The 24,090-nt window shown below is 31.3% G+C and carries 23 protein-coding genes; 11 read left to right on the top strand and 12 right to left on the bottom strand.

From position 1 onward, the window contains the following. Positions 1 to 49 precede the first annotated feature (49 nt). Positions 50 to 472, top strand: a complete 423-nt coding sequence (locus C8D80_RS01435) for a DoxX family protein (protein ID WP_133606623.1) — start codon at positions 50 to 52, stop codon at positions 470 to 472. Between the two features lie 92 nt (positions 473 to 564). Here the strand turns inward: C8D80_RS01435 and C8D80_RS01430 are convergent, their stop codons facing one another. Beyond that, positions 565 to 1,620, bottom strand: coding sequence for an AMP-binding protein (locus C8D80_RS01430; RefSeq protein ID WP_133606621.1), 1,056 nt, complete (start codon positions 1,618 to 1,620; stop codon positions 565 to 567). After that, positions 1,604 to 2,530, bottom strand: a complete 927-nt coding sequence (locus C8D80_RS01425) for a CPBP family intramembrane glutamic endopeptidase (RefSeq protein ID WP_133606619.1) — start codon at positions 2,528 to 2,530, stop codon at positions 1,604 to 1,606. The genes C8D80_RS01430 and C8D80_RS01425 overlap by 17 nt, the downstream gene beginning before the upstream one ends. Before the next feature lie 65 nt (positions 2,531 to 2,595). Here C8D80_RS01425 and arsC point away from each other — a divergent pair, with 65 nt between their 5' ends. Then, positions 2,596 to 2,937: an arsenate reductase (glutaredoxin) gene (gene arsC / locus C8D80_RS01420; protein ID WP_133606617.1), complete on the top strand. Its 342-nt coding sequence runs from the start codon at positions 2,596 to 2,598 to the stop codon at positions 2,935 to 2,937. 76 nt (positions 2,938 to 3,013) lie between these two features. Next, the gene (locus C8D80_RS01415; protein WP_133606615.1) at positions 3,014 to 5,461 is read left to right on the top strand and encodes an outer membrane beta-barrel family protein; all 2,448 of its coding nucleotides are present in this window, start codon (positions 3,014 to 3,016) and stop codon (positions 5,459 to 5,461) included. Between the two features lie 72 nt (positions 5,462 to 5,533). Here C8D80_RS01415 and C8D80_RS12735 read toward each other — a convergent pair whose 3' ends face one another. Then, the gene (locus C8D80_RS12735) at positions 5,534 to 5,704 is read right to left on the bottom strand and encodes a hypothetical protein (RefSeq protein WP_008258162.1); all 171 of its coding nucleotides are present in this window, start codon (positions 5,702 to 5,704) and stop codon (positions 5,534 to 5,536) included. 81 nt (positions 5,705 to 5,785) lie between these two features. Next, on the bottom strand, positions 5,786 to 6,856 hold the full coding sequence (corA, locus tag C8D80_RS01410) for a magnesium/cobalt transporter CorA (RefSeq protein WP_133606613.1): 1,071 nt from the start codon (positions 6,854 to 6,856) through the stop codon (positions 5,786 to 5,788). Between the two features lie 71 nt (positions 6,857 to 6,927). On the opposite strand from corA, the gene hutI reads away from it, so the two are divergent. Then, positions 6,928 to 8,163, top strand: a complete 1,236-nt coding sequence (hutI, locus tag C8D80_RS01405; RefSeq protein WP_133607969.1) for an imidazolonepropionase — start codon at positions 6,928 to 6,930, stop codon at positions 8,161 to 8,163. A 1-nt stretch (position 8,164) separates the two neighbouring features. After that, positions 8,165 to 8,542: a fluoride efflux transporter CrcB gene (gene crcB / locus C8D80_RS01400; RefSeq protein WP_133606611.1), complete on the top strand. Its 378-nt coding sequence runs from the start codon at positions 8,165 to 8,167 to the stop codon at positions 8,540 to 8,542. A 52-nt stretch (positions 8,543 to 8,594) separates the two neighbouring features. Here crcB and C8D80_RS01395 read toward each other — a convergent pair whose 3' ends face one another. Further along, on the bottom strand, positions 8,595 to 9,473 hold the full coding sequence (locus C8D80_RS01395) for a coiled-coil domain-containing protein (RefSeq protein ID WP_133606609.1): 879 nt from the start codon (positions 9,471 to 9,473) through the stop codon (positions 8,595 to 8,597). 118 nt (positions 9,474 to 9,591) lie between these two features. Between C8D80_RS01395 and C8D80_RS01390 the strand changes: the two genes are divergently transcribed. Both C8D80_RS01390 and C8D80_RS01385 read left to right on the top strand, forming a co-directional pair. Next, positions 9,592 to 10,623, top strand: a complete 1,032-nt coding sequence (locus tag C8D80_RS01390) for a formimidoylglutamase (RefSeq protein ID WP_133606606.1) — start codon at positions 9,592 to 9,594, stop codon at positions 10,621 to 10,623. 76 nt (positions 10,624 to 10,699) lie between these two features. Continuing rightward, positions 10,700 to 11,959 carry a DEAD/DEAH box helicase gene (locus tag C8D80_RS01385; protein WP_133606604.1) on the top strand — a complete coding sequence of 420 codons (1,260 nt, stop codon included), beginning with the start codon at positions 10,700 to 10,702 and terminating at the stop codon, positions 11,957 to 11,959. A 12-nt stretch (positions 11,960 to 11,971) separates the two neighbouring features. On the opposite strand, the gene C8D80_RS01380 is transcribed toward C8D80_RS01385, so the two are convergent. The 4 genes from C8D80_RS01380 to holA all read right to left on the bottom strand — a co-directional run bounded on the left by C8D80_RS01380 (position 11,972) and on the right by holA (position 17,250). After that, complete coding sequence (locus tag C8D80_RS01380) at positions 11,972 to 14,170, bottom strand: ATP-binding response regulator (RefSeq protein WP_133606602.1); 2,199 nt, start codon at positions 14,168 to 14,170, stop codon at positions 11,972 to 11,974. Between the two features lie 83 nt (positions 14,171 to 14,253). After that, a complete protein-coding gene (ettA, locus tag C8D80_RS01375; protein WP_133606600.1) occupies positions 14,254 to 15,945 on the bottom strand; it encodes an energy-dependent translational throttle protein EttA in 1,692 nt (563 codons plus the stop codon). A 39-nt stretch (positions 15,946 to 15,984) separates the two neighbouring features. Continuing rightward, complete coding sequence (locus tag C8D80_RS01370; protein ID WP_133606598.1) at positions 15,985 to 16,167, bottom strand: CAL67264 family membrane protein; 183 nt, start codon at positions 16,165 to 16,167, stop codon at positions 15,985 to 15,987. Between the two features lie 78 nt (positions 16,168 to 16,245). Beyond that, complete coding sequence (gene holA, locus C8D80_RS01365) at positions 16,246 to 17,250, bottom strand: DNA polymerase III subunit delta (protein WP_133606587.1); 1,005 nt, start codon at positions 17,248 to 17,250, stop codon at positions 16,246 to 16,248. 62 nt (positions 17,251 to 17,312) lie between these two features. On the opposite strand from holA, the gene C8D80_RS01360 reads away from it, so the two are divergent. The 3 genes from C8D80_RS01360 (at position 17,313) to C8D80_RS01350 (ending at position 19,661) form a co-directional block, all read left to right on the top strand. After that, entirely contained in the window at positions 17,313 to 17,762 is a 450-nt protein-coding gene (locus tag C8D80_RS01360) for a type I restriction enzyme HsdR N-terminal domain-containing protein (RefSeq protein WP_133606585.1), read from the top strand. After that, positions 17,759 to 18,754 (top strand): glycosyltransferase family 2 protein, encoded by a 996-nt coding sequence (locus C8D80_RS01355; RefSeq protein ID WP_133606583.1) that lies wholly within the window; start codon positions 17,759 to 17,761, stop codon positions 18,752 to 18,754. Before C8D80_RS01360 ends, C8D80_RS01355 begins: the two co-directional genes overlap by 4 nt. Before the next feature lie 70 nt (positions 18,755 to 18,824). Beyond that, a complete protein-coding gene (locus tag C8D80_RS01350; protein WP_133606581.1) occupies positions 18,825 to 19,661 on the top strand; it encodes an OmpA/MotB family protein in 837 nt (278 codons plus the stop codon). A 50-nt stretch (positions 19,662 to 19,711) separates the two neighbouring features. Here the strand turns inward: C8D80_RS01350 and C8D80_RS01345 are convergent, their stop codons facing one another. Genes C8D80_RS01345 through C8D80_RS01335 form a run of 3 tightly spaced genes read right to left on the bottom strand, consistent with a single transcriptional unit; the run spans position 19,712 to position 23,388 of the window. After that, a complete protein-coding gene (locus C8D80_RS01345; RefSeq protein WP_133606579.1) occupies positions 19,712 to 20,332 on the bottom strand; it encodes an L-threonylcarbamoyladenylate synthase in 621 nt (206 codons plus the stop codon). Between the two features lie 55 nt (positions 20,333 to 20,387). Continuing rightward, a complete protein-coding gene (locus tag C8D80_RS01340; RefSeq protein WP_133606577.1) occupies positions 20,388 to 21,020 on the bottom strand; it encodes a hypothetical protein in 633 nt (210 codons plus the stop codon). 40 nt (positions 21,021 to 21,060) lie between these two features. After that, on the bottom strand, positions 21,061 to 23,388 hold the full coding sequence (locus C8D80_RS01335; RefSeq protein ID WP_133607967.1) for an ATP-dependent helicase: 2,328 nt from the start codon (positions 23,386 to 23,388) through the stop codon (positions 21,061 to 21,063). 173 nt (positions 23,389 to 23,561) lie between these two features. Here C8D80_RS01335 and C8D80_RS01330 point away from each other — a divergent pair, with 173 nt between their 5' ends. After that, positions 23,562 to 24,086: a DUF7935 family protein gene (locus C8D80_RS01330; protein WP_133606575.1), complete on the top strand. Its 525-nt coding sequence runs from the start codon at positions 23,562 to 23,564 to the stop codon at positions 24,084 to 24,086. Positions 24,087 to 24,090 lie beyond the last annotated feature (4 nt).

Genomic DNA, 24,090 nt, shown 5'->3' with positions numbered 1-24,090 from the left:
GTGTTAATTTTTAGTAAATTAGCAGTGTATAAATTTAATCCGTTTATTTATGGCTAGAATTAGAGAGTTGAATAAATGGGCTAATGCAAACACATGTATTCCAATAGATATATTGCGAGTTTTCTTAGGAGGTTTTTTATTATTAAAAGGTGTTTCTTTTATGATAGATAAAAAGTACTTACATGAAATTTTGAATACTGTGGGAAGTTTTGGTAGTGAAATGCTACTAATTCATTATGTTGCAATGGCACACATGGCTGGAGGAGTAATGATTATCATTGGCTTCTTAACCCGTTGGTCGATATGGGTACAATTACCTATACTATTTGGTGCTTTCATGATAAATTTTATTGGAGAATTTAATCCGTCAGATTTTGTTCAATCCATGCTAGCATTTGCTACTAGTGTATTTTTCATATTCTTTGGCAGCGGAAAACATTCTGTTGATTATTATTTAAAAATGCAGGAATAATTACTTTAAGGTTGTATAAAAGGATATTATTAAATAATTTACTCATTTCATAACTTCATAATCCATCTTTATGAGTAATTTATAAATTCCGTTTATACAACCTTTATTTTTTCTAGTGTTTGATTACGATTAATTTTTTTGGTTTCCGTTTCTACAAATTCTGTTAGAAATAAAATATCCTTAGGTTTCTCAAATTTATCTAGTATATCAAAAATAGAAGGTGCTATTTTTTGCTCCTTTCCTTCTATTACCAAAACTACTTTTGTGCCCAGAACAGCATCAGGTAAACCTGTAATAAAAAAACGATTAGGAATTTTAGAAACTAATTTAGTTTCAATTTGCTCTGGAAATAATTTGACTCCTCCACTATTAATTACATTATCATAACGACCTAACCATTTGAATTGCTTTTCGTTATGAATTTCTACAATGTCATTGGTTACTATTTTTTCATCTGAAATACTAGGCGCATCAATTACTAAACAATTTCTATCATCTGAAGTAATTATAACATGCTCTAAAGTATTAAAATACGTTTCTCCTACTCTTTTAGCTGCAATATGTGTAATGGTTTCTGTCATACCATAAGTTTCGTAGATTTTTGCATTTAAATCTCTTATTTTCAAAGCTAAATCATCTGAAACTTTGGCGCCTCCAATAATTATCTTCTTAAACTGATTTAATTTATCTAAACTATTTTCAGCTTGTAGTGGTACAATAGCAACAAAATCATAAATTTTATGAGACAATAAGTCATCTAAATGCGAACTCGGAGCTATAAGATCTAACTCTAAACCAAGCATCATTGCGCGAACAATCATCATTTTGCCTGCAATATAACTTGCTGATAAACACAACAAAGCTTTATCTTGAGGATGTAAATCAAAGAAATTTCCGGTAGCAATTGCAGAATGTACCATTGCCTCCTTTTTTATTGTGATGATTTTAGGTGTTCCAGTAGTTCCCGAAGTTGTTAATTGTATGGTCTCTTTATCGTCTAACCAATCCAATAAAAATTCACCCAACTCTTTTTCATAAACCTCTCCTTCTTTTATAGAACTATAAGCCAATTGAAAAAGGGCCTCTTTATCTAAATGAACACCATTGATTTTAAAACGATTGTGTATGTTTTTATAATTTGGAATCATTTGCGACAGTATCTATTTCATTAGTTACAATTAATTTACCTGTTAACTTTTCTTTCCAATTTTTCCAATTGTACACCTTAGAAAAAATAAAAAGTAAAATAGGAAATATGACGAAGACTGGTGTTAAAACATCAAATCCAGCTGATGGTTCTGATAAATCTTTAAAAATAGAATTAGTTTGAAATGCCGTCCAATCAGCCGTTAATAACAATGCTCCAACTAAGTTATTTGCAGCGTGAAATCCTAAAGCTAATTCCAATCCCTCATCCATTAAGGTCATAATTCCCAAGAAAAAACCAGTTCCAATATAATATACCATAATGATGTAACCAATTTTTCCAACTTCTGGATTGGCAATATGCATTAATCCAAATAAAACCGAAGTTACAATCAAAGGAATTAATCTGCTATTAGTGGCTAATCCAATTCCTTGCATCATATGCGCTCTAAAAAGATACTCTTCAAAACTAGTTTGCATTGGCACTAAAATTATTGCCAGAATTAAAAAAATGAAAAACTTTTCGGGTTTAAAATTCCAAACAAAATTTTCGGGTTGGGTGTAATAGAGGACTAAAATCATGGCTGTCGTGATAGTTCCCCATAAGAAAAATGAGAAAAAAATACGTTTCCAATCTACTTTAGCTCTCGATGTAGTTAAACTTCTTAAAGTTTGTCCTTGAACAAATTTTACCCAAAAAAGTACTAACAACAACCCAAAGGCTAACGGACCAACTAACACAACAAAAGTTAAATTAACTCCTATCATACTAATAGTCTGCTGAATAACTTCATTGGTGTCAACTCCATCAGACATAAGGAAGTTGAAAAACATCAATAAAATAAATCCAAGTGGAATCGGAATATAACTACCTAAACTATATTTTTTGTTTTTTAATTGTTCTATGTACATAATTTTTATGGTTCTTAAGTTTGCTACTAAAGTACTATTTTTTATTTCTTTGTAAAAAAGAAAATATGATAACTATTTACCATAATCCAAGATGTACCAAATCTAGAGAAGGTTTGTGCGAAATTGAAAACTTAAATCAACCTTTTGAAATACGAAAATATCTTGACGAACCTTTTACAAAAATTGAGTTAGAAGAAGTAATCAAAAAACTAAACATAAGTCCTATTGAATTGGTTAGAACCAAAGAAAGTATTTGGATAGAAAACTATAAAGGAAAAGAATTAAGCGATACTCAAATCGTTCAAGCCATGCTTGAAAATCCAAAATTAATTGAACGTCCCATCATCGTAAATGGAAATAAAGCAGTAATTGCAAGGCCAAAGGAAAAGATTAACGAAATCCTTTAGCACTTTTAACAAAGATTTAGGAAAGTAAGGCTAAACCAAAAGCTACTTTTGCAGTCTTATTTGCAAAAAAATATTTATGAAAAAGAAAATTATTATTGCTGTATTAACTTTATTGGTAAGTGTAACGACGTTTGCTCAACGACCAGATAGTAAAAAAATTACTATTTCAGGTAAAGTAATTGAAAAAGGAACTAATCTTCCTTTAGAGTACGCTACCATTGTTTTTGAAAACGCCATTACCAAACAACTTTCGGGAGGAATAACCGATGAAAACGGAAATTTCAAGTTTGAAGTAGTTGCAGGAAATTACAACGTAAGAGCTGAATTTATTTCGTTCAAAAGCGTAACTGTTCTACAAAAAGAATACAAAGCAGATACAAACTTGGGTACAATTCAAATGGCTGCCGATGTAGCTCAATTGAATGAAATTGAAGTAATTGCTGAAAAATCTACAGTTGAAATTAAACTTGATAAAAGAGTTTACAACGTAGGAAAAGACATGATGGTTAAAGGAGGAACTGTTAGTGATGTTCTTGACAATGTACCATCTGTAACTGTTGATGCTGAGGGAACTGTAGCTCTAAGAGGAAACGAAAGTGTAAAAATTTTAATCGACGGAAAACCTTCTGGATTAGCTGGAATTAATATTGCAGATGCTTTAAAATTGTTACCAGCCGATGCTGTTGAAAAAGTTGAAGTAATTACAAATCCATCTGCACGTTATGACGCTGAAGGTGGTGGTGGTATCATCAATATAGTTTTAAGAAAAGGAAAAGCAAATGGTGTTAACGGTTCAGTTATGGTGAATGTTGGTGATCCTGAGACATATGGTACAAGTATTAATTTGAATAAGAAAAGTGATAGTTACAACCTATTCTCTAACTTCGGATATAATTACAGAAACAATCCTGGAAATTCAATGGTTGATGCTGAGTATTTTAATCCAGATGGGTCAACAAGTCGTTTTATTGAAGAAAAAAGAACTAATGATAGATTAAGTAAAGGTTATAATGCAAATTTTGGTATTGACCTTAATTTATCAAAATCATTAACTTGGACAAACGCATTAACATTTAGAGAAAATACTGGCGAAAATCCTGATAATGTATTCTTTAATAATTTTGATGCTTCAAATAATCCAACATTTGTTAGAAATCGTTTAAACGATCAAGAAAGTGATGAATTTAGCATTGAATATTCGTCAAATTTTATAAAAAAATTCAAAAAAGAAGACCACAAATTAACAGTAGATATAGCAGTTTCTCAAAACAGAGAGAATGAATTAGCTACAATTACCGATCAAATTTTAGGAGATCCTAGTTCTTTAGAAATTGAAGCTACATCAAACAAAAACAACCAACAAAGAAATTTAATTCAAACTGATTATGTATTGCCAATTGGTAAAAGTGGTCGTTTTGAAGCAGGTTACAGAGGAAGTTTTCAAAAGAATTTAACTGATTTTGTTGTAACTCCGGTTTCTGATTTTTCAAATACATTGGAATACGTTGAAAATGTAAATGCTTTGTACACACAATATGGTTCTAAAATCAATAAATTTTCTTACTTTTTAGGATTACGTTTTGAAGACAGTCATATTGAAGTGAATTCATTGTCTCTAAATAATTACAACACAAAAAAACACAATAATTTATTCCCATCGGCTACTGTAAACTATGAGTTCTCAGAATCTAGTTCAGTAAGTTTAAGTTATAGCAAAAGAATTAACCGTCCTAGAGGTCGTTTCTTAAACCCTGTATCATCGTTATCTAGTAATATCAATATCTTCCAAGGTAACCCTGATATTGACCCATCATTAACAGATGCTATCGATTTAGGTTATTTGAAAAAATGGAATAAATTAACATTCAATACTTCGGCTTATGTAAATATAACCAATGACGCTTTTCAATTTATTAGAAAAGAATCGGGATTATTTGTTGATGGCGTTCCAGTAATTTTAAGCACTCCAATTAACTTAGCCAAAGAATATAGAGCAGGTTTTGAATTCAATTTAAACTATACGCCATACAAATGGTGGAGATTAAACGGAAACTTCAATGCATTTAGAAATGAAACTCAAGGAGATTACTCTTATGTTGATTATTTAGGGAATACTATTACACAAAACTTTGACAACGTTGCTTTGACTTGGTTTACTAGAATTAATTCAAAAATTACATTACCATACAAAATTGATTGGCAAACTAACGGAACTTACAACGCACCACAATCAAATGCACAAGGTCGTTCGCTTGGTGTAGCTTCAATGAACATAGCATTTAGTAAAGATATCTTAAAAGATAAAGGAACAATTGCTCTAAACGTAAGCGATGTTTTCAATTCAAGAAAAAGAATTATGGAAACTGAAATTCCAAATGTAGTTAGTTCATATAGCGAAATGCAATGGAGAGAAAGACAAGTAATGTTGACTTTCACTTACCGTTTCAACAAACAGAAAAACGAAAGAGACAGACAACCTCGTAGAGAAGATGGTGGAGAAGGTGATTTTATGGGAAGACCATAATTTTCAAATCCATTACCCATAAAAAAAGTCCCGATTATATCGGGACTTTTTATTTTTAAAATTAAAAGAAAATTATCCTTCTAATTCAGCTTGTCTTTTAGCTCTTTTCTCTTTAATCAATTCCATGATAGCTCCGCCCAACCAATAGTGAACAAATCCTACTAAGAATATCATCAACCAAAAACCAATAGTTAATATGGTTAAGAAAAGTAAAAAACCTAGGTACTGTTGAAATTCAAACATAATATTTTCCGGAATTTATGAATTCACGTCAAAGATAATAGTAATATTTATTTTTGACAATAGAAACTTAATTATTTTTAGCTAAAACCACTTTTTAACTTTGAAATAAACAAACATCATGGCTACAACACTCAACATAATTCCCCAAATGATAAAATAGCCATACTCCCACTCCAACTCGGGTAAATTCCTAAAGTTCTGACCATAAACACCTACGATGAAAGTTAAAGGTAAAAAGAACATAGAAACCACCGTTAAAGTTTTCATTACTTGATTCATTTTATGATTCTGTGCCGAAAAAAAGTAATTAGATGTACTGTCTAATGTAATTAAATCTGAATCAATTTGTTCTAGTAATTCCAAACACTTTTGATGCAATCTTGAGAAAAACGTAAAATTTTCAGGTTGGATATCATTAAAAACGTTATCATCTTTGATACTTTTAATCGAATATAACGAATCGCGTAACGGAATAATAGAACGTTTCAAAAAGTTGAAATTATCGCGATGTTTTTCTATTAGTGCTAAAACCTCTGGATTTGTATTTTCCTTAGATAAATCTATTAAATCGTCTACTTTATTTTCTTCACTTTCAATTGTAATGTAAAAATTTTCGATAATCGCATCTAGCAATAAATACAACAAATAGTCGGCTTTTTTTGTTCTAACAACACCCGAATTCGTTCTTATTCGTTCTCTAATATGGGTAAAAAAATCACTTCTCTTTTCCTGAAAAGATATCAAAACATTATCCATCAATAAAAAACTAATTTGCTCAACACTAATATTATCAGAAGATTTTAAAGGCAGTAACGACTTCACATTAAAAAATAGGATATTGTGATACTCTTCTACTCTTGTTCGCTTAGTAGTATTTAAAATATCTCCAATTATAAAATGATCGGCATTAAACTTCGCACCCACTTTTTCTATAAACGCATGATTATTTAATCCATGAATATTAATCCAATTCACTTTTAAATCATCAATATTTGTGTCTAAATCATGAGGTTCACACTGCTGAAATTCAATAACTTCCTCAGTATTATACACAAACATTTGCATTTCGGTTGGTGTATCTTTATGAATACCAGTATACTCTAATGTACTTGGCTGTACTTTTCTTCCTTTTTTATATTTTATTTTTCTCAAAACAAACAAATTTTATATAAAGATAGGAGTTTTTAAAAATGAGAAGTATTTTTACGAAAATTTATTTTTCAATGCAAACCTTATTCATCAATATAAAAGAACTATTACAAATCAGAGAAACTGGAATTGATAAAATTTCGGGTTCAGATATGGCTATATTACCTAAAATTGACAATGCCTATTTAGTAATCGAAAATAATATCATTTCCGATTTTGGTCCAATGAAAAATTGCCCAAAACTTTCAGATGCTACAATTATTGATGCAACCGGACAAGTTGTTTTACCAACATGGGTAGACAGTCACACACACATCGTGTACTCAGGAAACCGAATTCAAGAATTTGTAGATAGAATAAATGGTTTGTCCTATGAAGAAATAGCTAATCGTGGTGGTGGAATTTTGAATTCGGCAAAAAAATTAAACGAAACTTTAGAAGACGAAATTTACGAGCAATCAAAAATACGTTTAGAAGAAGTCATGCAACAAGGAACTGGAGCTGTAGAAATTAAATCCGGTTATGGATTAACAATAGAAGGCGAATTGAAAATGTTGCGTGTAATCAAACGTTTAAAAGAAAATTATCCAATTGCAATAAAAGCTACATTTCTTGGTGCTCATGCTTTTCCTATGGAATACAAAGAAAATCATGCTGCTTATATCGATTTGATTATAAACGAAATGTTGCCAAAAATAGCTTCCGAAAATTTAGCCGATTATATTGATGCATTCCTTGAAACTGGATATTTTTCAGTTGAAGAAACCATAAAAATCATGGAAGCTGGAAGAAAATATGGTTTAGAACCAAAAATTCACGTCAATCAATTCACCGCTATCGACGGAATTAAAGCTTGTGTTGAAAATGGTGCATTATCAGTTGACCACTTAGAAATTGTAACGGATGAAGATATTGAGGTTTTAAAAAACAGTAAAACAATGCCGGTAGCTTTGCCAAGTTGTTCTTATTTTATAAGCATTCCATACACACCTGCGCGAAAAATGATGAATGCAGGCTTACCATTAGCTTTAGCAACTGATTACAATCCTGGTACTACTCCATCAGGAAATATGAATTTTGTTGTAGCAACGGCTTGTATTAAAATGAAAATGACACCAGAAGAAGCCATTAATGCGGCAACCATAAATGGAGCTTATGCCATGGGAATTTCAAAAACTCACGGAAGTATCACAAAAGGAAAAAAAGCAAATCTTATCTTCACAAAACCAATTATGAGTTTTTACCAATTGCCGTATGCTTTTGGAACAAATCTAATTGGTAAAGTAATGATAGAAGGACAATTTATTTAATATGTTAAAAACAATATTATTAGTAGGAATTGGAGGGGCAATTGGAAGTATTTTTCGATATGTAACTCATTGGGCTACCACAAAATATTTTCAAGGTTCATTTCCGCTTAGTACTTTTTTGGTTAATATTTTGGGAAGCTTATTAATCGGATTATTCATCGGTTATTTAGGGAAATATTTTCCTGAGAATCATCCTTTGAAATTTTTACTTATAGTTGGATTTTGTGGAGGATTTACTACTTTTTCAAGCTTTGCTTTAGAAAACTACAATTTACTTCAAAATAACCACCAAATTACAGCTTATATCTATATGGCAAGCTCAATAATCTTGACTATTACAGCTGTTGGATTAGGAAGTTACTTATCAAAATATCTATAAAAAAAGTCCAATGAAATTACTCTCATTGGACTTTTAAAATTTTATAAAACGATTATTTCAATTCGAAACTTGTTTTAGAAACTAATTCAGCATTTTTATCAAATACGTTTACAAAGTAAGTTCCTTTAGCAAAATCTTTACCTGGTACTTCTTCATTTACCTGAACTGTTTTGTTTTCATATTTTACAGTAGAAATAAAGCTATAAGTTAACGTTTTATCTCCTGTTGGAACAGTTTTCTTTTCTCCTAAAATATTACTTTTACTATCAATAATTTGAACATAATATTCTCTTGACCCCGTTTTGGCAATTTGATTTTCAGCTATTAAAAAACTTACTTTTAAAACATCAGCTCTACTTGCTTTATCTGTTTCAATTTGTTTTCCAGAACCTTTTTGTTTAACTGCTAAAACTTTTAAGTTTAAAACCGCTAATTTAGAACCTTTTTCAACTGTTTTTGTTAATCCTTCGTTTTGAGTTAACAAAGTATCATTGAATTTTTTAGCATCAGATAAAACTACATTTGTACTATCTAAACTAGAAGTTAAAGCAACATTTTGTTCTTTCAACGTTTTATTTTCAGCTACTAAATTATCCATTTCTCTTTTTAAACGGAAGTATTCATTTTTGTATTTTGCCATAGCAGCAGCATCACCTTTCGATTTTTCTACTTGCTCTAACAAAGCAACCATTTTAGCTTGTTCTGCTTGCAATTCGTCTTTTAATGCTGTATTATCAGCAATCATAGTGTCATATTCAGCAATTTTTGCTTTTAATTCTTCCGATAACGTATTTTTTTCAGTTGTTAATGTGGTAACTGTCTCTTTATTATCTGAAGTTAGTTTAAAAATATAGCCTACACTTCCTAAAAAAAGTAGTGCCAATACTACCACCGCAGCTTTTAATCCAGAATTGTTTGATTTGTTTTCCATTTTTTGGTTTTGTTGGGTTATTGTTAAGTTTTTCCAAAAATACAATTTTTAAAGTATTTTCTAAATTTTAAACGAATTTTATTTAAAAATAGTACTTTTGATTGCATTTATCAATTTTATGGAGAATATTATACTTTTAAGCCAAAACGAATTAGCCAAAATAACCAACCACAGAAGTGGCGAAGTAAAATTTGGAGAAAAAATCATCACCGTACCAAAAGATGCTGATATTGTGGAGTTTATAGCAAATAGCGAAGCTAAATTTGTACTTTTTGGAATCCCAGAAGATATTGGTGTGAAAGCTAATTTAGGAAGAGTTGGCGCTGCTTCGGCTTACGATAGCGCATTGAAAAGTTTGGCTAATATTCAACACAATAAATTTTGCAAAGGAAGTAATTTACTGGTATTAGGTAAATTAAATGTAGAAGAGCTTCTAGAAAAAGCGCAAAATTTAGATGCCAACAACAAAGAACATCGCAAAGAATTGTTTAAATTAGTAGAGCAATTAGATATTGAAGTTTCGCATATTGTGCACCAAATTTGCAATGCAGGTAAAATTCCAATTATTGTTGGTGGCGGACATAATAACGCATATGGAAATATAAAAGGATTAGCTTTAGCAAAAGGAAAACCCGTAAATGTCATAAATTTTGACGCGCATACCGATTTCAGAATTTTAGAAGGAAGACATTCAGGCAACGGATTTAGTTATGCTTTTGAAGATGGGTTTTTAAAGAAATATTTTGTTTTTGGATTACACGAAAACTTCGTTTCAAAAAGTGTTTTTAATACCTTAAAGGAATTAACTTCGAGAGTAAAATATGTTACTTATGAAGAAGTTGATGTAAAACGTGAGAAAAACTTCGAAACAGAATTAGAAAACGCGCTTAACTTTATTAAAAACGAACCTTTTGGTGTGGAATTAGATTTAGATGCGATTCCAAATATTCCTTCAAGTGCTATGACTTTGAGCGGATTTAGTGTAGATAAAGCACGTCATTTTGTGTATTACTTTGGAAAAAATCAAAATGCTTCTTATTTCCATATCTGTGAGGGTGCTCCAGAGCTTGACGATTCTAAAAACAACCATTTAACAGGTAAATTAATTGCATCATTAATTACCGATTTTATGAAGGCTAAAATCGGGTAAAAACCAACTTCCCTAAAATAACACTATCTTTGTACTCTTATCGAAATTATTCGATAGGAAAATTATTTATTCATTTATGACATTTAACGATTTAAAATTATACAATAACATACAACAAGCTTTAGAAGAAGAAGGATACACTAATCCTACTCCTATTCAAGAGCAAGCCATTCCTGAAATTTTATTAGGACAAGATTTAGTTGCCTGCGCCCAAACCGGAACAGGAAAAACAGGTGCTTTTGCCATTCCGATTCTGAATTTAATTCACAGAATTGTAGGTTCGGCTAAAAAAGCAAAACACATTAGAACTTTAGTAGTAACGCCTACAAGAGAATTAGCTATACAAATTGACGAAAGTTTTAAAACATATGGAAAATATACCAATGTAAAGTCATTAGTGATTTTTGGTGGTGTTAATCAAGTTCCACAGGTAAACGAATTAAAAATGGGTGTCGATGTTTTAATCGCAACTCCAGGTAGACTTTTAGATTTACACAAACAAGGATTTATCGATTTAGATCATTTACATCATTTGGTTTTAGACGAAGCAGATCAAATGCTAGATATGGGTTTCATAAATGATGTAAAGAAAATTATCAAATTAACACCAAGTAACAGACAAACGTTGTTGTTCTCGGCAACAATGCCATTAGCAATTAGAGAATTAGCTGATACTTTTTTAACACGTCCAAAATACATTTCGGTAACTCCTATTTCATCTACAGCTGAAAACGTTTCACAAAAAGTGTACTTTGTAAACAAAGATGATAAGCGTTTACTTTTAAAACAATTGATTATTCAAGAAAGTTTGAGTAATGCTTTGGTGTTTACAAGAACAAAACACGGTGCTGACAATATTGTAAAAGTGTTGAAGAAAGCGAGTATAAAAGCAGAAGCTATTCACGGAGATAAATCGCAAAATGCACGTCAACGCGTATTAGAGCAATTTAAAAACAAAGAAATTGATATTTTAGTTGCCACAGATATTGCAGCAAGAGGAATTGATATTGAGCAACTTCCGTTTGTAATTAACTTTGATATTCCAAATATTTCCGAAACGTATGTACACCGAATTGGTCGTACTGGTCGTGCTGGGAATTCTGGTTTAGCCATTTCATTTTGTGGAAAAGACGAAAAGCCATATTGGTTAGACATTGAGAAGTTAATCCGAATGAAAGTTAAAGTGGTTACCGATCACGATTATACTTGGAAAGACGAAGTATTAAATCCGGATGCAAAACCAGATTTAAGAAATAAAGACAAAAATAAAATGAATCCGAATTCCAATTCAAGAAAATCGGAAGCATCTAAGAAAAACAAAAAACGTTGGTACTAACCAACGTTTTTTTTATTTATCTACTAATCGTTTTATCGTTTCAAAAAGTTTGTGACTTTCAAAAGGTTTTACAATAACTTCATCAATTTGAGCGTCTATAATTTTATCTTCTATATCTTGCTTATCGAAAGCTGTAACCGCAATAATTGGTATTGTTATTCCTTTTTGACGTATTAGTTTAGATGTGTCAAATCCATTAATGATTGGCATATTAATATCCATTAAAATGGCATCAAACTTAACTTTATCAATTAAATCTAAAGCAGCATAACCATCATCAACTATTTGACATTTGAAATGATTGTTTTCTAACAATTTCTTGGTAACAACTTGATTGATTTTATTATCCTCAACAACTAATATTTTGTACTCTTTTTTAATTGATAAATCAACATCTAAATTATTAATAATCGATTTGACTTTTGTTACATCTGATTCTAACGGAATAGTGAACGTAATTGTTGTACCAACATTCTCTTCGCTTTCTAAATTAATAGTTCCGTTGAAAAGTTCCACCATTTTTTTAACGATAGTAAGTCCTAAACCAGTTCCTTGATAATCGTCTTCTTTACGATATACTTGTACAAATTTATCAAATACTTTTTCCTGATCCTGCTTTGCAATTCCAATTCCGTTATCAATTACTTGAAATTTCAAATAACACTTGGTTCCTATTTTTTCAATTAAATCTGCTTTAACCGTAACATTTCCTTCATTGGTAAACTTTAAAGAGTTACTAATCAAATTAATGAAGATTTGTGATAAACGAATCTTATCTCCAACTAAAATTTCTGGAATATTAGCATCAACATTAATATCAATTTGATTACTGTTTTTAATCGCTAAGAAATGTAACGAATCTTTAATAATGGTCAACTCATCTTGAAGATTGAAAACCATATCTTCTAAAATCACTTGATTTTCCTCAATTTTATACACTTTCAAAATATCATTTACCAAAGACAATAAATACTTAGCTGAAAATTTTAATGATTTTAAATGCGGACTATTGGTAAGTTCTTTGTGTTCATCTAAAATGATATCTGTAATTCCGACTACTCCATAAAGTGGCGTTCTCAATTCGTGACTAATTGTGGAAATAAACTGTGTTTTTAGTTGGGATGCTTCTTCTGCTTTTTCTTTCGCAATCAATAGTTCTCGATTTGCTTCTTTTAAATCGGAATTCGCTTTCGCTTTAATTTTATTATTTCGAATTAAGGAAAGTAATAACAGCAACAATATAAAAAAGATAACACCTAAAAGAATAACAAAAACACGATTGGCTTGTAATTTTTCTTGTTGGATTTCTTTTTCTTTTTTAATTTGATCAATCTCTCTATTAATTTCGTCGTGTTCTATTTGTAAACCGGCTACTTTTACATCATTTAAACGTTCTTCATTGTAAATTTTGTCTTGTAACTCATCGTGCTTTAAAAGATAAAAATGAGCCTTTTCAAAGTTTTTTATTTTGTAATAAAAATTAGAAATGTCATTATAAACATCACTTGCATTAGACTTGATTAATTCAACATCATTTTGTTCACAAAAATGAACGGCTTTTAAATAATATTCTTCTGCTTTTTGATTGTTATTTAGGTGATTATAGTAGGCTCCAAAATTTGAATTTAATGACATTTTAGCTTCATTATCACCTTCTTTATCCACATAATCCTTAACTTCATTAAAATATTGGATTCCATTACTAAAATCTTCAACTGCAAAATAGGCACTACCAATATTCAATTTCGAAAACATAATTTCGTATTGATCATTGTGCTGAATAGAATATTTTAAACCTTCTTTATAATGTTTAATTCCTTTATGAAAATCGATTTTTCGGTAACAATACAAATTACCTAAATTGTTGTTGAGCCAACCTTTCACAGTGTCATTATCAACCTTATTAGCCAACACAAGACCTTTGTTGTAGTATTCAATTGCTTGTTTATAATCTGTAAACTCCTCAAAGTTTAAACCAATAATATTGTAAGCTTTTGCCGCCAATAAATCATCATCGATTTTTGTGGCAATAACTAACGCTTTTTGAGCAAAATCGAGCGATTTTTTTGAATCTAACTTCAGAAAGCTTTGTCCTGCTTGTTTTAATAACGCTTTCGCCTCTTTATTTGTTGAATTAGTAGTCTGCGACATCCCAAATATGGAAGTAATACAGAATAGTAAAGCAAAATAAAAACGCGTGTAAGTTATCATGAAACTGCTTTAAATGGATTGAATTTTACGAAAGACTAAAATAAAAAAAAATCCTGACAAAATCAGGATTTTTTAACAAATGTTTATCGTGTTAATTTTTTGTATTTAATACGAGTTGGTGTTACATCTTTTCCTAAACGTTTGCGCTTGTTTTCCTCATATTCTGTAAAACTTCCTTCAAAGCTATACACTTGAGAATCACCTTCAAAAGCTAAAATGTGAGTACAAACTCTATCTAAAAACCATCTATCATGCGAAATAATTACGGCACAACCAGCAAAATTTTCTAAACCTTCTTCTAAAGCACGTAATGTGTTCACATCTAAATCATTAGTAGGCTCATCTAAAAGTAATACGTTTCCTTCTTCTTTAAGTGTCATGGCTAAGTGCAATCTATTTCTTTCTCCTCCTGATAAAGTAGATACTTTTTTGTTTTGTTCACCACCACCAAAATTAAAACGGGATAAGTAAGCACGAGAGTTTACTTGACGTCCGCCCATCATAATTAATTCTTGACCATCACAAAAATTTTCCCAAAGGGTTTTGTTTGGATCAATATTAGAGTGCGATTGATCTACGTATGCAATTTTTACTGTATCACCAATTTCGAAAGTACCAGCATCCGCTTGTTGTTCGCCCATAATCATTTTGAAGATTGTAGATTTACCAGCTCCATTTGGTCCGATAATTCCAACAATTCCAGCTTGTGGTAAAACGAAATTTAAATCATCATATAGTAATTTATCTCCAAATGCTTTAGCAACATTTTTAGCTTCAATTACATTGGTTCCTAAACGAGGTCCATTAGGAATATAAATTTCTAATTTTTCGTCTAGTTCTTTTTGGTCTTCATTTAATAATTTATCGTAGTTCTGTAAACGTGCTTTTTGTTTGGTTTGACGACCTTTTGCTCCTTGGCGTACCCAATCTAACTCACGTTCTAAGTTTTTTCTACGTTTTGACGCTACTTTTTCTTCTTGCGCCATACGGTTAGATTTTTGCTCTAACCAAGAAGAGTAATTTCCTTTCCATGGAATACCTTCACCTCTATCCAACTCTAAAATCCAACCTGCTACGTTATCTAAGAAATATCTATCATGCGTTACTGCGATTACTGTTCCTGAATATTGTGCTAAATGTTGTTCTAACCAAAGTACCGATTCTGCATCCAAGTGATTCGTTGGCTCATCTAATAATAATACATCAGGTTGTTGTAAAAGTAAACGACATAAAGCTACACGACGTTTTTCTCCACCTGATAAAACAGAAATTGGTGTTTCTGGATCTGGAGTACGAAGCGCATCCATTGCAATTTCCAATTTATTATCAATTTCCCAAGCTCCTGAAGCGTCGATTTTATCTTGTAATTCAGCCTGACGATCCATAAGTTTTTCCATTCTTTCTGGATTCTCGTATACTTCAGGTAAACCGAAATCGTCGTTAATTTTATTGAATTCTTCCAATAAAGCAAACGTTTCTGCAGCACCTTCACGAACGATATCAATTACCGTTTTTGTTTCATCTAAATGAGGTTCTTGTTCTAAATATCCAACAGTATAACCTGGTTGAAAAACTACATCACCTTGATAGTTTTTATCAACTCCTGCAATGATTTTTAATAATGAAGACTTTCCTGAACCATTTAATCCAAGAATACCAATTTTTGCTCCATAAAAGAAACTTAAATATATATTTTTTAGTACTTGTTTATCTGCTCCCGGATAGGTTTTACTCAATTTTTGCATTGAGAAAATCACTTTCTTATCGTCTGACATAATGGTATGTTTGTTTTATTAATTTTTTAAATTGTATTGTTAAACTCTTCCTTTTAAAGCGTTGAAAACCCAAGCAATGGCAAAGAAACCAACTCCTACCGCTGCAAATCCCCAACCAGCAACATCGGCATAACGGTAAATTCCTAATCCAATTAAAAGTAATCCCATTAAAATCATAATGAAAGTAGCCCAAGCCAATATTGTATTTTTATTCATTCCCATAATTAAGTATTTTTAACTAAAGTTTTGTAAATTTTAGGATTGCGAAGGTACAAATTTTTAAACTTTTTATCATTTGAATTAATTGAAAATTTTAATCAATAATTCCTTTAATAAATCATGTTGTGACATTGATGAAGCACCAACTCCTTTACTTTTTACATCGATATCACGCAAAGCAGCAACTATAGCACTTACTTTTTTCATAGGATAATTTCTGAAAGCCACTTCGTAATCTTTTACAAAATAAGGACTCACTTTTAAAACTTTAGCTGCATTAAACTGCGATTTGTCTTTTAATCCGTGATATTGCAATAATTGAGAAAAGAAACCAAACACCAATCCAGTTGTAACAACTAGCGGATTATCCTTTGGATTTTGTGAAAAATGATCTATTATTTTGTAGGCTTTCAATTGGTCTTTTTCACCAATAGCCTTTCGCAATTCAAAGTTGTTGTAATCTTTACTAAATCCAATGTTTTCCTCAATGTCTTTTGGAGTAAACGTGTGACCTTTTGGTAAAATAATTTTTAGTTTATCTAATTCGTTATTGATTTTAGACAAATCGGTTCCTAAAAATTCTACCAAAATAGCGGCTGCTTTGGGTTCAATGCTATATCCTTGCCCGGATAAAACTCTTTTAATCCAATCGCCAACCTGGTTTTCATACATTTTTTTACTTTCGTAAACTACTCCTACTTTATCTAAAAGTTTGGTTACTCTTTTACGCTTGTCTAACGTTTTGTATTTATATGCAAAAACTAAAACTGTTGTAGGCTGTGGATTTTCGGCATACGCTTCTAATTTATCAATGTGACGTGATAATTCCTGAGCTTCTCTAACTACAACTACTTGTCGGTCAGCCATCATAGGAAAACGTTTGGCACTTCCTATTACATCTTCCATAGTAACATCTCGACCATATAAAATAGATTGATTAAAATCGCGCTCGTGTTCTTGCAACACATTTTGCTCAATAAAATCAGTCAATTTATCAATATAATAGGGTTCTTCGCCCATAAAAAAATAAATGGGTTTGATGTTTCCAGCTTTTATATCTTTTGTAATTTGAATTACTTCATCCATAATTTAGTATTCAGTGTTCGGTAAATAGTTGGCAGTTTGTAATATTTAACTAATTTTGAACTATGCAAAATTTGAATTTTCCAACGTATTCCTTTCGGTTCAAAAATAGTGAAAATAAAGTGTCTATTTTTGATGAAATTAGAAAAAAATTTATTCTTCTTACACCTGAAGAATGGGTGCGTCAACACGTGGTTCAGTTTTTGTTACAGGATAAAAATTATCCGAAATCTTACATCAACGTTGAGAAATTAATCAAAATTAACGATTTAAGCAAACGATATGATGGAGTAGTTTTTCAACCAAACGGAGAAATATTTTTATTAATTGAATGCAAAGCTCCCGAAGTCACCATTTCCCAACAAACATTTGATCAAATTGCGCGTTATAATTTAGTTTTGAAAGCTAAATATTTAATGGTTACCAACGGACTAAATCATTATTTTTGCCAAATGGATTTTGAAAACGAAAAATATGTTTTCTTGAAAGAACTTCCTGAATATTCAAATCAATGAAAAAAATAGCAGTAGTCATATTAAATTGGAACGGAGCTAAATTATTAGAGCAGTTTTTACCTTCGGTAGTCGCTTTTTCAGATGAAGCTACGATTTATGTGGCTGATAATGCTTCAACCGATGCTTCTATTGAAGTGATTCAAACCCAATTTCCTTCAGTAAAAATCATTCAAAATACAGGAAATTTTGGTTTTGCAAAAGGCTATAATGAAGCATTGAAATTTGTTGAAGAAGAATATTACGCTTTAGTAAATTCTGACATTGAAGTTACCGAAAATTGGCTTGCTCCTATTTTAAATATATATGAAACGCAACCCGAAACTGCAATTATCCAACCTAAATTATTAGACTTCAAAAAGAAAACCCATTTTGAATATGCTGGTGGCGCTGGTGGTTTTATAGATAAATTTGGTTATCCATTTTGTCGTGGACGAATTTTCGATACGGTTGAAGAAGATAAAAATCAATATGATGATGAAATGGAAATCTTTTGGGCAACTGGAGCTTGTTTTTTTATTAGAAAAGAAGTGTATCGCAAATTAAATGGTTTTGATGATGATTTCTTTGCACATCAAGAAGAAATTGATTTGTGTTGGAGAGCATTTAACTTAGGTTACAAAACGAAATACACTTCAAAATCAATCGTTTATCACGTTGGTGGAGCCACTCTAAACGAAGGGAATCCGAGAAAAACCTTCTTGAATTTCAGAAATTCATTGTTGATGTTAACAAAGAATTTACCAAAAAATCAATTGTTTCCAATCCTTTTTATGCGCTTGTGTTTAGACGGGTTAGCAGGAATTCAATTTATTTTGAAAGGAAAATTTAAACACTTTTGGGCAATTATTGAAGCACATTTTACATTTTATCATCTTGTATTTCAATTTTATAAGAAACGTAATACAACTCAAAAATCTAATTATTACAAAATAAACAGTATCGTTTATCGTTACTTTGTCAAGAATGGCAAGGTCTTTGCTGACCTTTTTTAACAATAGTTTAGGTTTAAAAAAGCTATTTTTTAACAATTTCCATTTAATTTTGTAAAAAAATAATTATCGTATGAGAAGAGTAATGTTATTCGCCGCAGTAGCCGCTATTTCATTAAGTTCGTGTGTTTCAAAAAAGAAATTCACCGAATTAGAGGCTAAAAACAAAGAGATTCAAGATTTATTAAACACCGCAACGGTTAAATTAAACACTTGTTTAACGGAAAGAGAAGCGTTAGCGAGTCAAGTTGATTTTCTTAAGAAAAACAATACGGACTTAATCAATAACATGGGGAATTTAACCACTTTAACTACAAAAGGGGCTGAAAATCTTGAAAAATCATTAGAAAGTTTAAAAGAAAAAGATTTAAAAATAACACGTTTACAAGACGCTTTAACTAAAAAAGACAGTGTTACATTGGCTTTAGTTACAAGTTTAAAACGTGAAGTTGGAATCGACGATCCAGACATCAACATCAATGTTGAAAAAGGAGTAGTTATGATTTCGATTGCTGATAATTTATTATTCAAATCGGGAAGTTACGAAGTAAGCGACAAAGCAAAAGGTGTCTTAGGAAAAGTGGCTAAAGTAATCAATAGTAAACCAGACTTCGAATGTATGGTGGAAGGTCATACGGATAATGTGCCAATCAAAAATGCTGTTTTATTAGACAACTGGGATTTATCAGTAAAAAGAGCGACTTCAATCGTAAGAGTTTTACATAAAGAATTAGGTGTTAGTCCAAAACAATTAATTCCAGCGGGAAGAAGTTCGTACATACCTTTAGTGGAAAACGATTCTCCAGCAAACAGAGCTAAAAACAGAAGAACTCGTATTATCATTATGCCGAAAATTGACCAATTCTACGATATGTTAGAAAAGGAAATGAAAAACTTAGAAGGGAAATAATTTACCTTTAAAATATAAAAAACGCCTCAAGAGATTGAGGCGTTTTTTATTTATAGTACATCCAAACTTCCTTTTCCTTCACGAATGACTTCCGGTTCATAACCTGTTAAATCTATGATGGTAGAAGCTACATTGTCTCCATAGCCACCATCGATAACTAAATCGACTTTGTTATTCCATTTTTCGAAGATTAATTCTGGGTCGGTTGAATATTCAATTACCTCATCTTCATCATGAATGGATGTGGAAACGATAGGATTTCCAAGCATTTCTACAATTTGCAACGCAATATTATTAGCAGGAACACGAATTCCGACGGTCTTTTTCTTTCTAAATTCTTTAGGTAAATCGTTATTTCCTGGTAAAATAAATGTGTATGGTCCAGGTAAAGCGCGTTTTAAAATTTTAAAAGTCGATGTATCAATTTGTTTCACATAATCAGAAAGATTACTCAAACTTGAACAAACGAAAGAGAAATTCGCTTTTTCCAACTTAATTCCTTTGATTTTAGCTAATTTTTCAAGCGCACGAGAATTGGTAATATCACAACCTAAACCATAAACCGTATCGGTTGGATAAATGACTAAACCGCCGTCTTTCAAAACGGCAACAACTTTTTTAATAGCCGCTTCGCTGGGTTTATCTTCGTATATTTTTATAATTTCTGACATGACTTTATTTTTTTAGAAAAATGATAAAAGAATATAGAGTAAAGATAGGTGATTTTTAGTGATTTTTGACTTCTTCAATATCCCAAGATTCTAAAACATAATGGTTCCAAAGCCCTTTTCTAACTTCTAATTTTATTTTATAATTATGTGGGTTTTTATCTAAATAGGGTTTTACAACTTCATAATGAACTGGAATAGTTTCCCAACTTTTATTAAAGTAAAAACCAATTGACTCCGTTTTTCCTCCATTAAATTTTTCAATAGGATACTGAAAAATTTCAATTCTATTATTTTGGGCTTCAATTTTATTAAAAATATCCCAAATTATATTAGAAGGCATCCAAAACATCATAATAGAATACATAAAAGTTATGATAACTAAAAATAGTGGATAAAATATCTTCAATAAAAAATGGTTTTCTTTTATAATTTCTACTAAGAGACTACTCCAATACTCAGCAACAAACGAATACTTAATCGCTACAAAAAAGCCTAACATTGTTGGCAACCAAAAAACAAATAAATCGTATCTGTAATCTGCACCAAAGCTTAAACTATCAAAAAAGATATAATAAATTACTGCGGTAATTATAATTCCAAAAAATATAGTTTCTTCTTTTTTAGCTCTTTTCTTTACTCTTGTTTTAAAGGCTGATTTTGTTTCGAACTTTTTTCTTTTTTGAATCATAAATTTCTATTCTCTTAAAGCCTCTGAACTTATGTCTTTTCTACCCAATTACTTCCAACTTAGCAAATCGCAACAACAACTTCTTTAATCCACCTACATCAAAACGAATTTCTGCTTTTTTATCGGCTCCTATTCCTTCAATATTTACAATTTGTCCTTTTCCAAAGCGTTCGTGCATTACGATATTTCCAACGTTTAAATTCGCATCTACTACATTTGAAGTTCCTGAATTGCTTGAAACTGGTTTTAATCGTCTAATATTTGCTGATGAAACGGGTTCATCTCGCGTTAAATATTTTGGTGGAGTTCCTGCGGTTGGTTTTGCTAAACGCAATTTCGATTTATCAATATCACCAAAAACATCAATATCCATAACTGGTTTGTAGCGATAACCCGAATCTACTGGATTCAAATATTCTAAATATTCATCGTTAATTTCTTCAATAAAACGCGATGGTTCGCTATCTACTAATTTTCCCCAACGGTAACGCGATTGCGCATAAGTTAAATACGCTTGATGTTCTGCACGAGTTAAGGCAACGTAGAACAAACGTCGTTCTTCTTCTAATTCGCTTCGCGTATTCAAACTCATGGCACTTGGAAACAAATCTTCTTCTAATCCCACAATAAATACATGTGGGAATTCTAATCCTTTCGCTAAGTGAATTGTCATTAGCGCTACTCTATCGTCATCGCCTGTATCTTTATCTAAATCGGTTGCTAAAGCTACGTCTTCCATAAATTCGGCTAACGCACCTCTTGCCCCGTCAATTTCAATTTGTCCTTCTGTAAAATCTTTTATACCGTTTAGTAACTCTTCTATATTTTCAATTTTGGCAATTCCTTCTGGAGTTCCATCTTTCTTAAGTTCTTGAACTAATCCGGTTTTCTTCGTAACATGATCGGTTAAGAAAAATGCATCTTGATTTTCATTAATGACTTGAAAACTTTTAATCATCGTCACAAAATCATTCAACTTCGCTTTTGTTCCTGAATTCAGTTTCAAATCAATTTTATCGATGTGCTCCATTACTTCAAAAATAGAACGCTTGTAATGATTGGCCGCAACCGTTAGTTTCTCAACTGTAGTATCTCCAATACCTCTTGCGGGGTAATTAATCACACGAACTAAGGCTTCTTCGTCTTTTGGATTGATTACCAAACGTAAATACGCCAAAACATCTTTGATCTCCTTACGTTGATAGAAAGACAAACCACCATAAATTCGGTAAGGGATATCGCGTTTACGTAACGCATCTTCCATAGCGCGAGATTGCGCATTGGTACGATACAAAATTGCAAATTGTCCGTTAAGCATTTGGTTTTGCATCTTCTGTTCGAAAATAGTTGCCGCAACAAAACGTCCCTCTTCACCATCTGTTAAACTTCGGTGGACTTTTATTTTTGGTCCGTCATCATTGGATGTCCAAACGATTTTATCTAACTTGGTTTTATTCTTGTCAATTACGTTATTCGCAGCTTCTACAATGTTTTTTGACGAACGATAATTTTGTTCCAAACGATACAATTGTACGTTTTCGTAATCTTTCTGGAAATTCAAAATATTGTTAATGTTCGCACCACGGAAAGCATAAATACTTTGTGCATCATCTCCTACCACACAAATGTTTTGAAATCTATCTGACAACGCACGAACAATTAAATACTGCGAGTGATTCGTATCTTGGTACTCATCTACTAAAATATAACGGAATCTATCTTGATATTTGGCTAAAACATCTGGAAAAAGATTCAATAATTCGTTGGTTTTCAATAATAAATCATCAAAATCCATCGCTCCCGATTTAAAACAACGCTCTACGTATTGTTGGTAAATTTCACCCATACGCGGTTTTTTACTCATCGCATCGGCTTCTTGTAATTCGGGATTATTGAAATAAGCTTTTACGGTGATTAGAGAGTTTTTATAGGATGAAATTCTGCCTAAGATTTGCTTTGGTTTGTAAATATCTTTATCCAACTGCATTTCTTTGATAATTCCACCCAAACAACGCAATGAATCTTGAGAATCATAAATCGTGAAATTAGATGGATAACCTAATTTATCAGCTTCACTTCGTAAAATCTTAGCGAATACCGAGTGAAAAGTTCCCATCCAAAGGTTTTTAGCTTCATTAGTTCCAACAATATCCGCAATACGTTTTTTCATTTCACGGGCAGCTTTGTTGGTAAAAGTTAAAGCTAAAATATTAAATGCATCAACTCCTTGACTCATCAAATTAGCTATACGAACCGTTAACACACGAGTTTTACCAGAACCCGCTCCCGCAATAACAATCATGGGACCGTCTTTCTGCAAAACAGGTGCTTGCTGTGCTTCGTTTAATTGGCTAATATATCGCTGCATTTCTTTCATAGTGTACTATAACTTTTTAACTAATTTACAAAAATACATCATCAAAAGGGTTAATACAAAAGAAGTTATTAACTCTTATTAAGATTAATACAAACAACTGAAATTCTAATTTGAAAATTAAATTTTTTAATCTTAATTTGCGATGAAATTAAACCAACTTAAAAATGACAATCGAAGATAAATTATTAGAAATTGCTGCTTATACCTTACCTGCTTTAATTACGGGTGGTGTAGCTTTTGTAATGATGCAAAAATTTTATAACAGCGAAGAAAGCAAACGTAAATTTGAATTACTAAGAGAAAATCAAAAACAAGCGTTACCTATTCGTTTGCAAGCGTATGAGCGAATGGTTTTGTTGTTAGAGCGAATCAATCCATCTCAACTATTAATGCGTGTGGCTCCTACAGGAAAAAGCAAAGACGACTATGCTACTTTATTATCGCACCATATTCAAACTGAATTTGAGCATAATTTAACGCAACAAATTTACTTAACAGCTGAAACTTGGGATATTGTTTTAAAAGCAAAAAACAGTACGGTGCAAATGATTCGAAAAAATGCGCTTCGAGAAGATGTTGCTGATGCTGACAAACTGAGAGAAGCTGTTATGATTGAGCTTACCGAAACAGAAGCGCCAAGTAATATTGCGATTAGTTATTTGAAAGAAGAATTAAAAAGAGTTTTTTAAATAC

It is taken from the genome of Flavobacterium cheniae (assembly GCF_004363695.1).
Taxonomy (GTDB): Bacteria; Bacteroidota; Bacteroidia; order Flavobacteriales; family Flavobacteriaceae; genus Flavobacterium; species Flavobacterium cheniae.
Note: the sequence above shows the minus strand (reverse complement) of the source record. Positions and strands in the feature narration are given on the sequence as shown.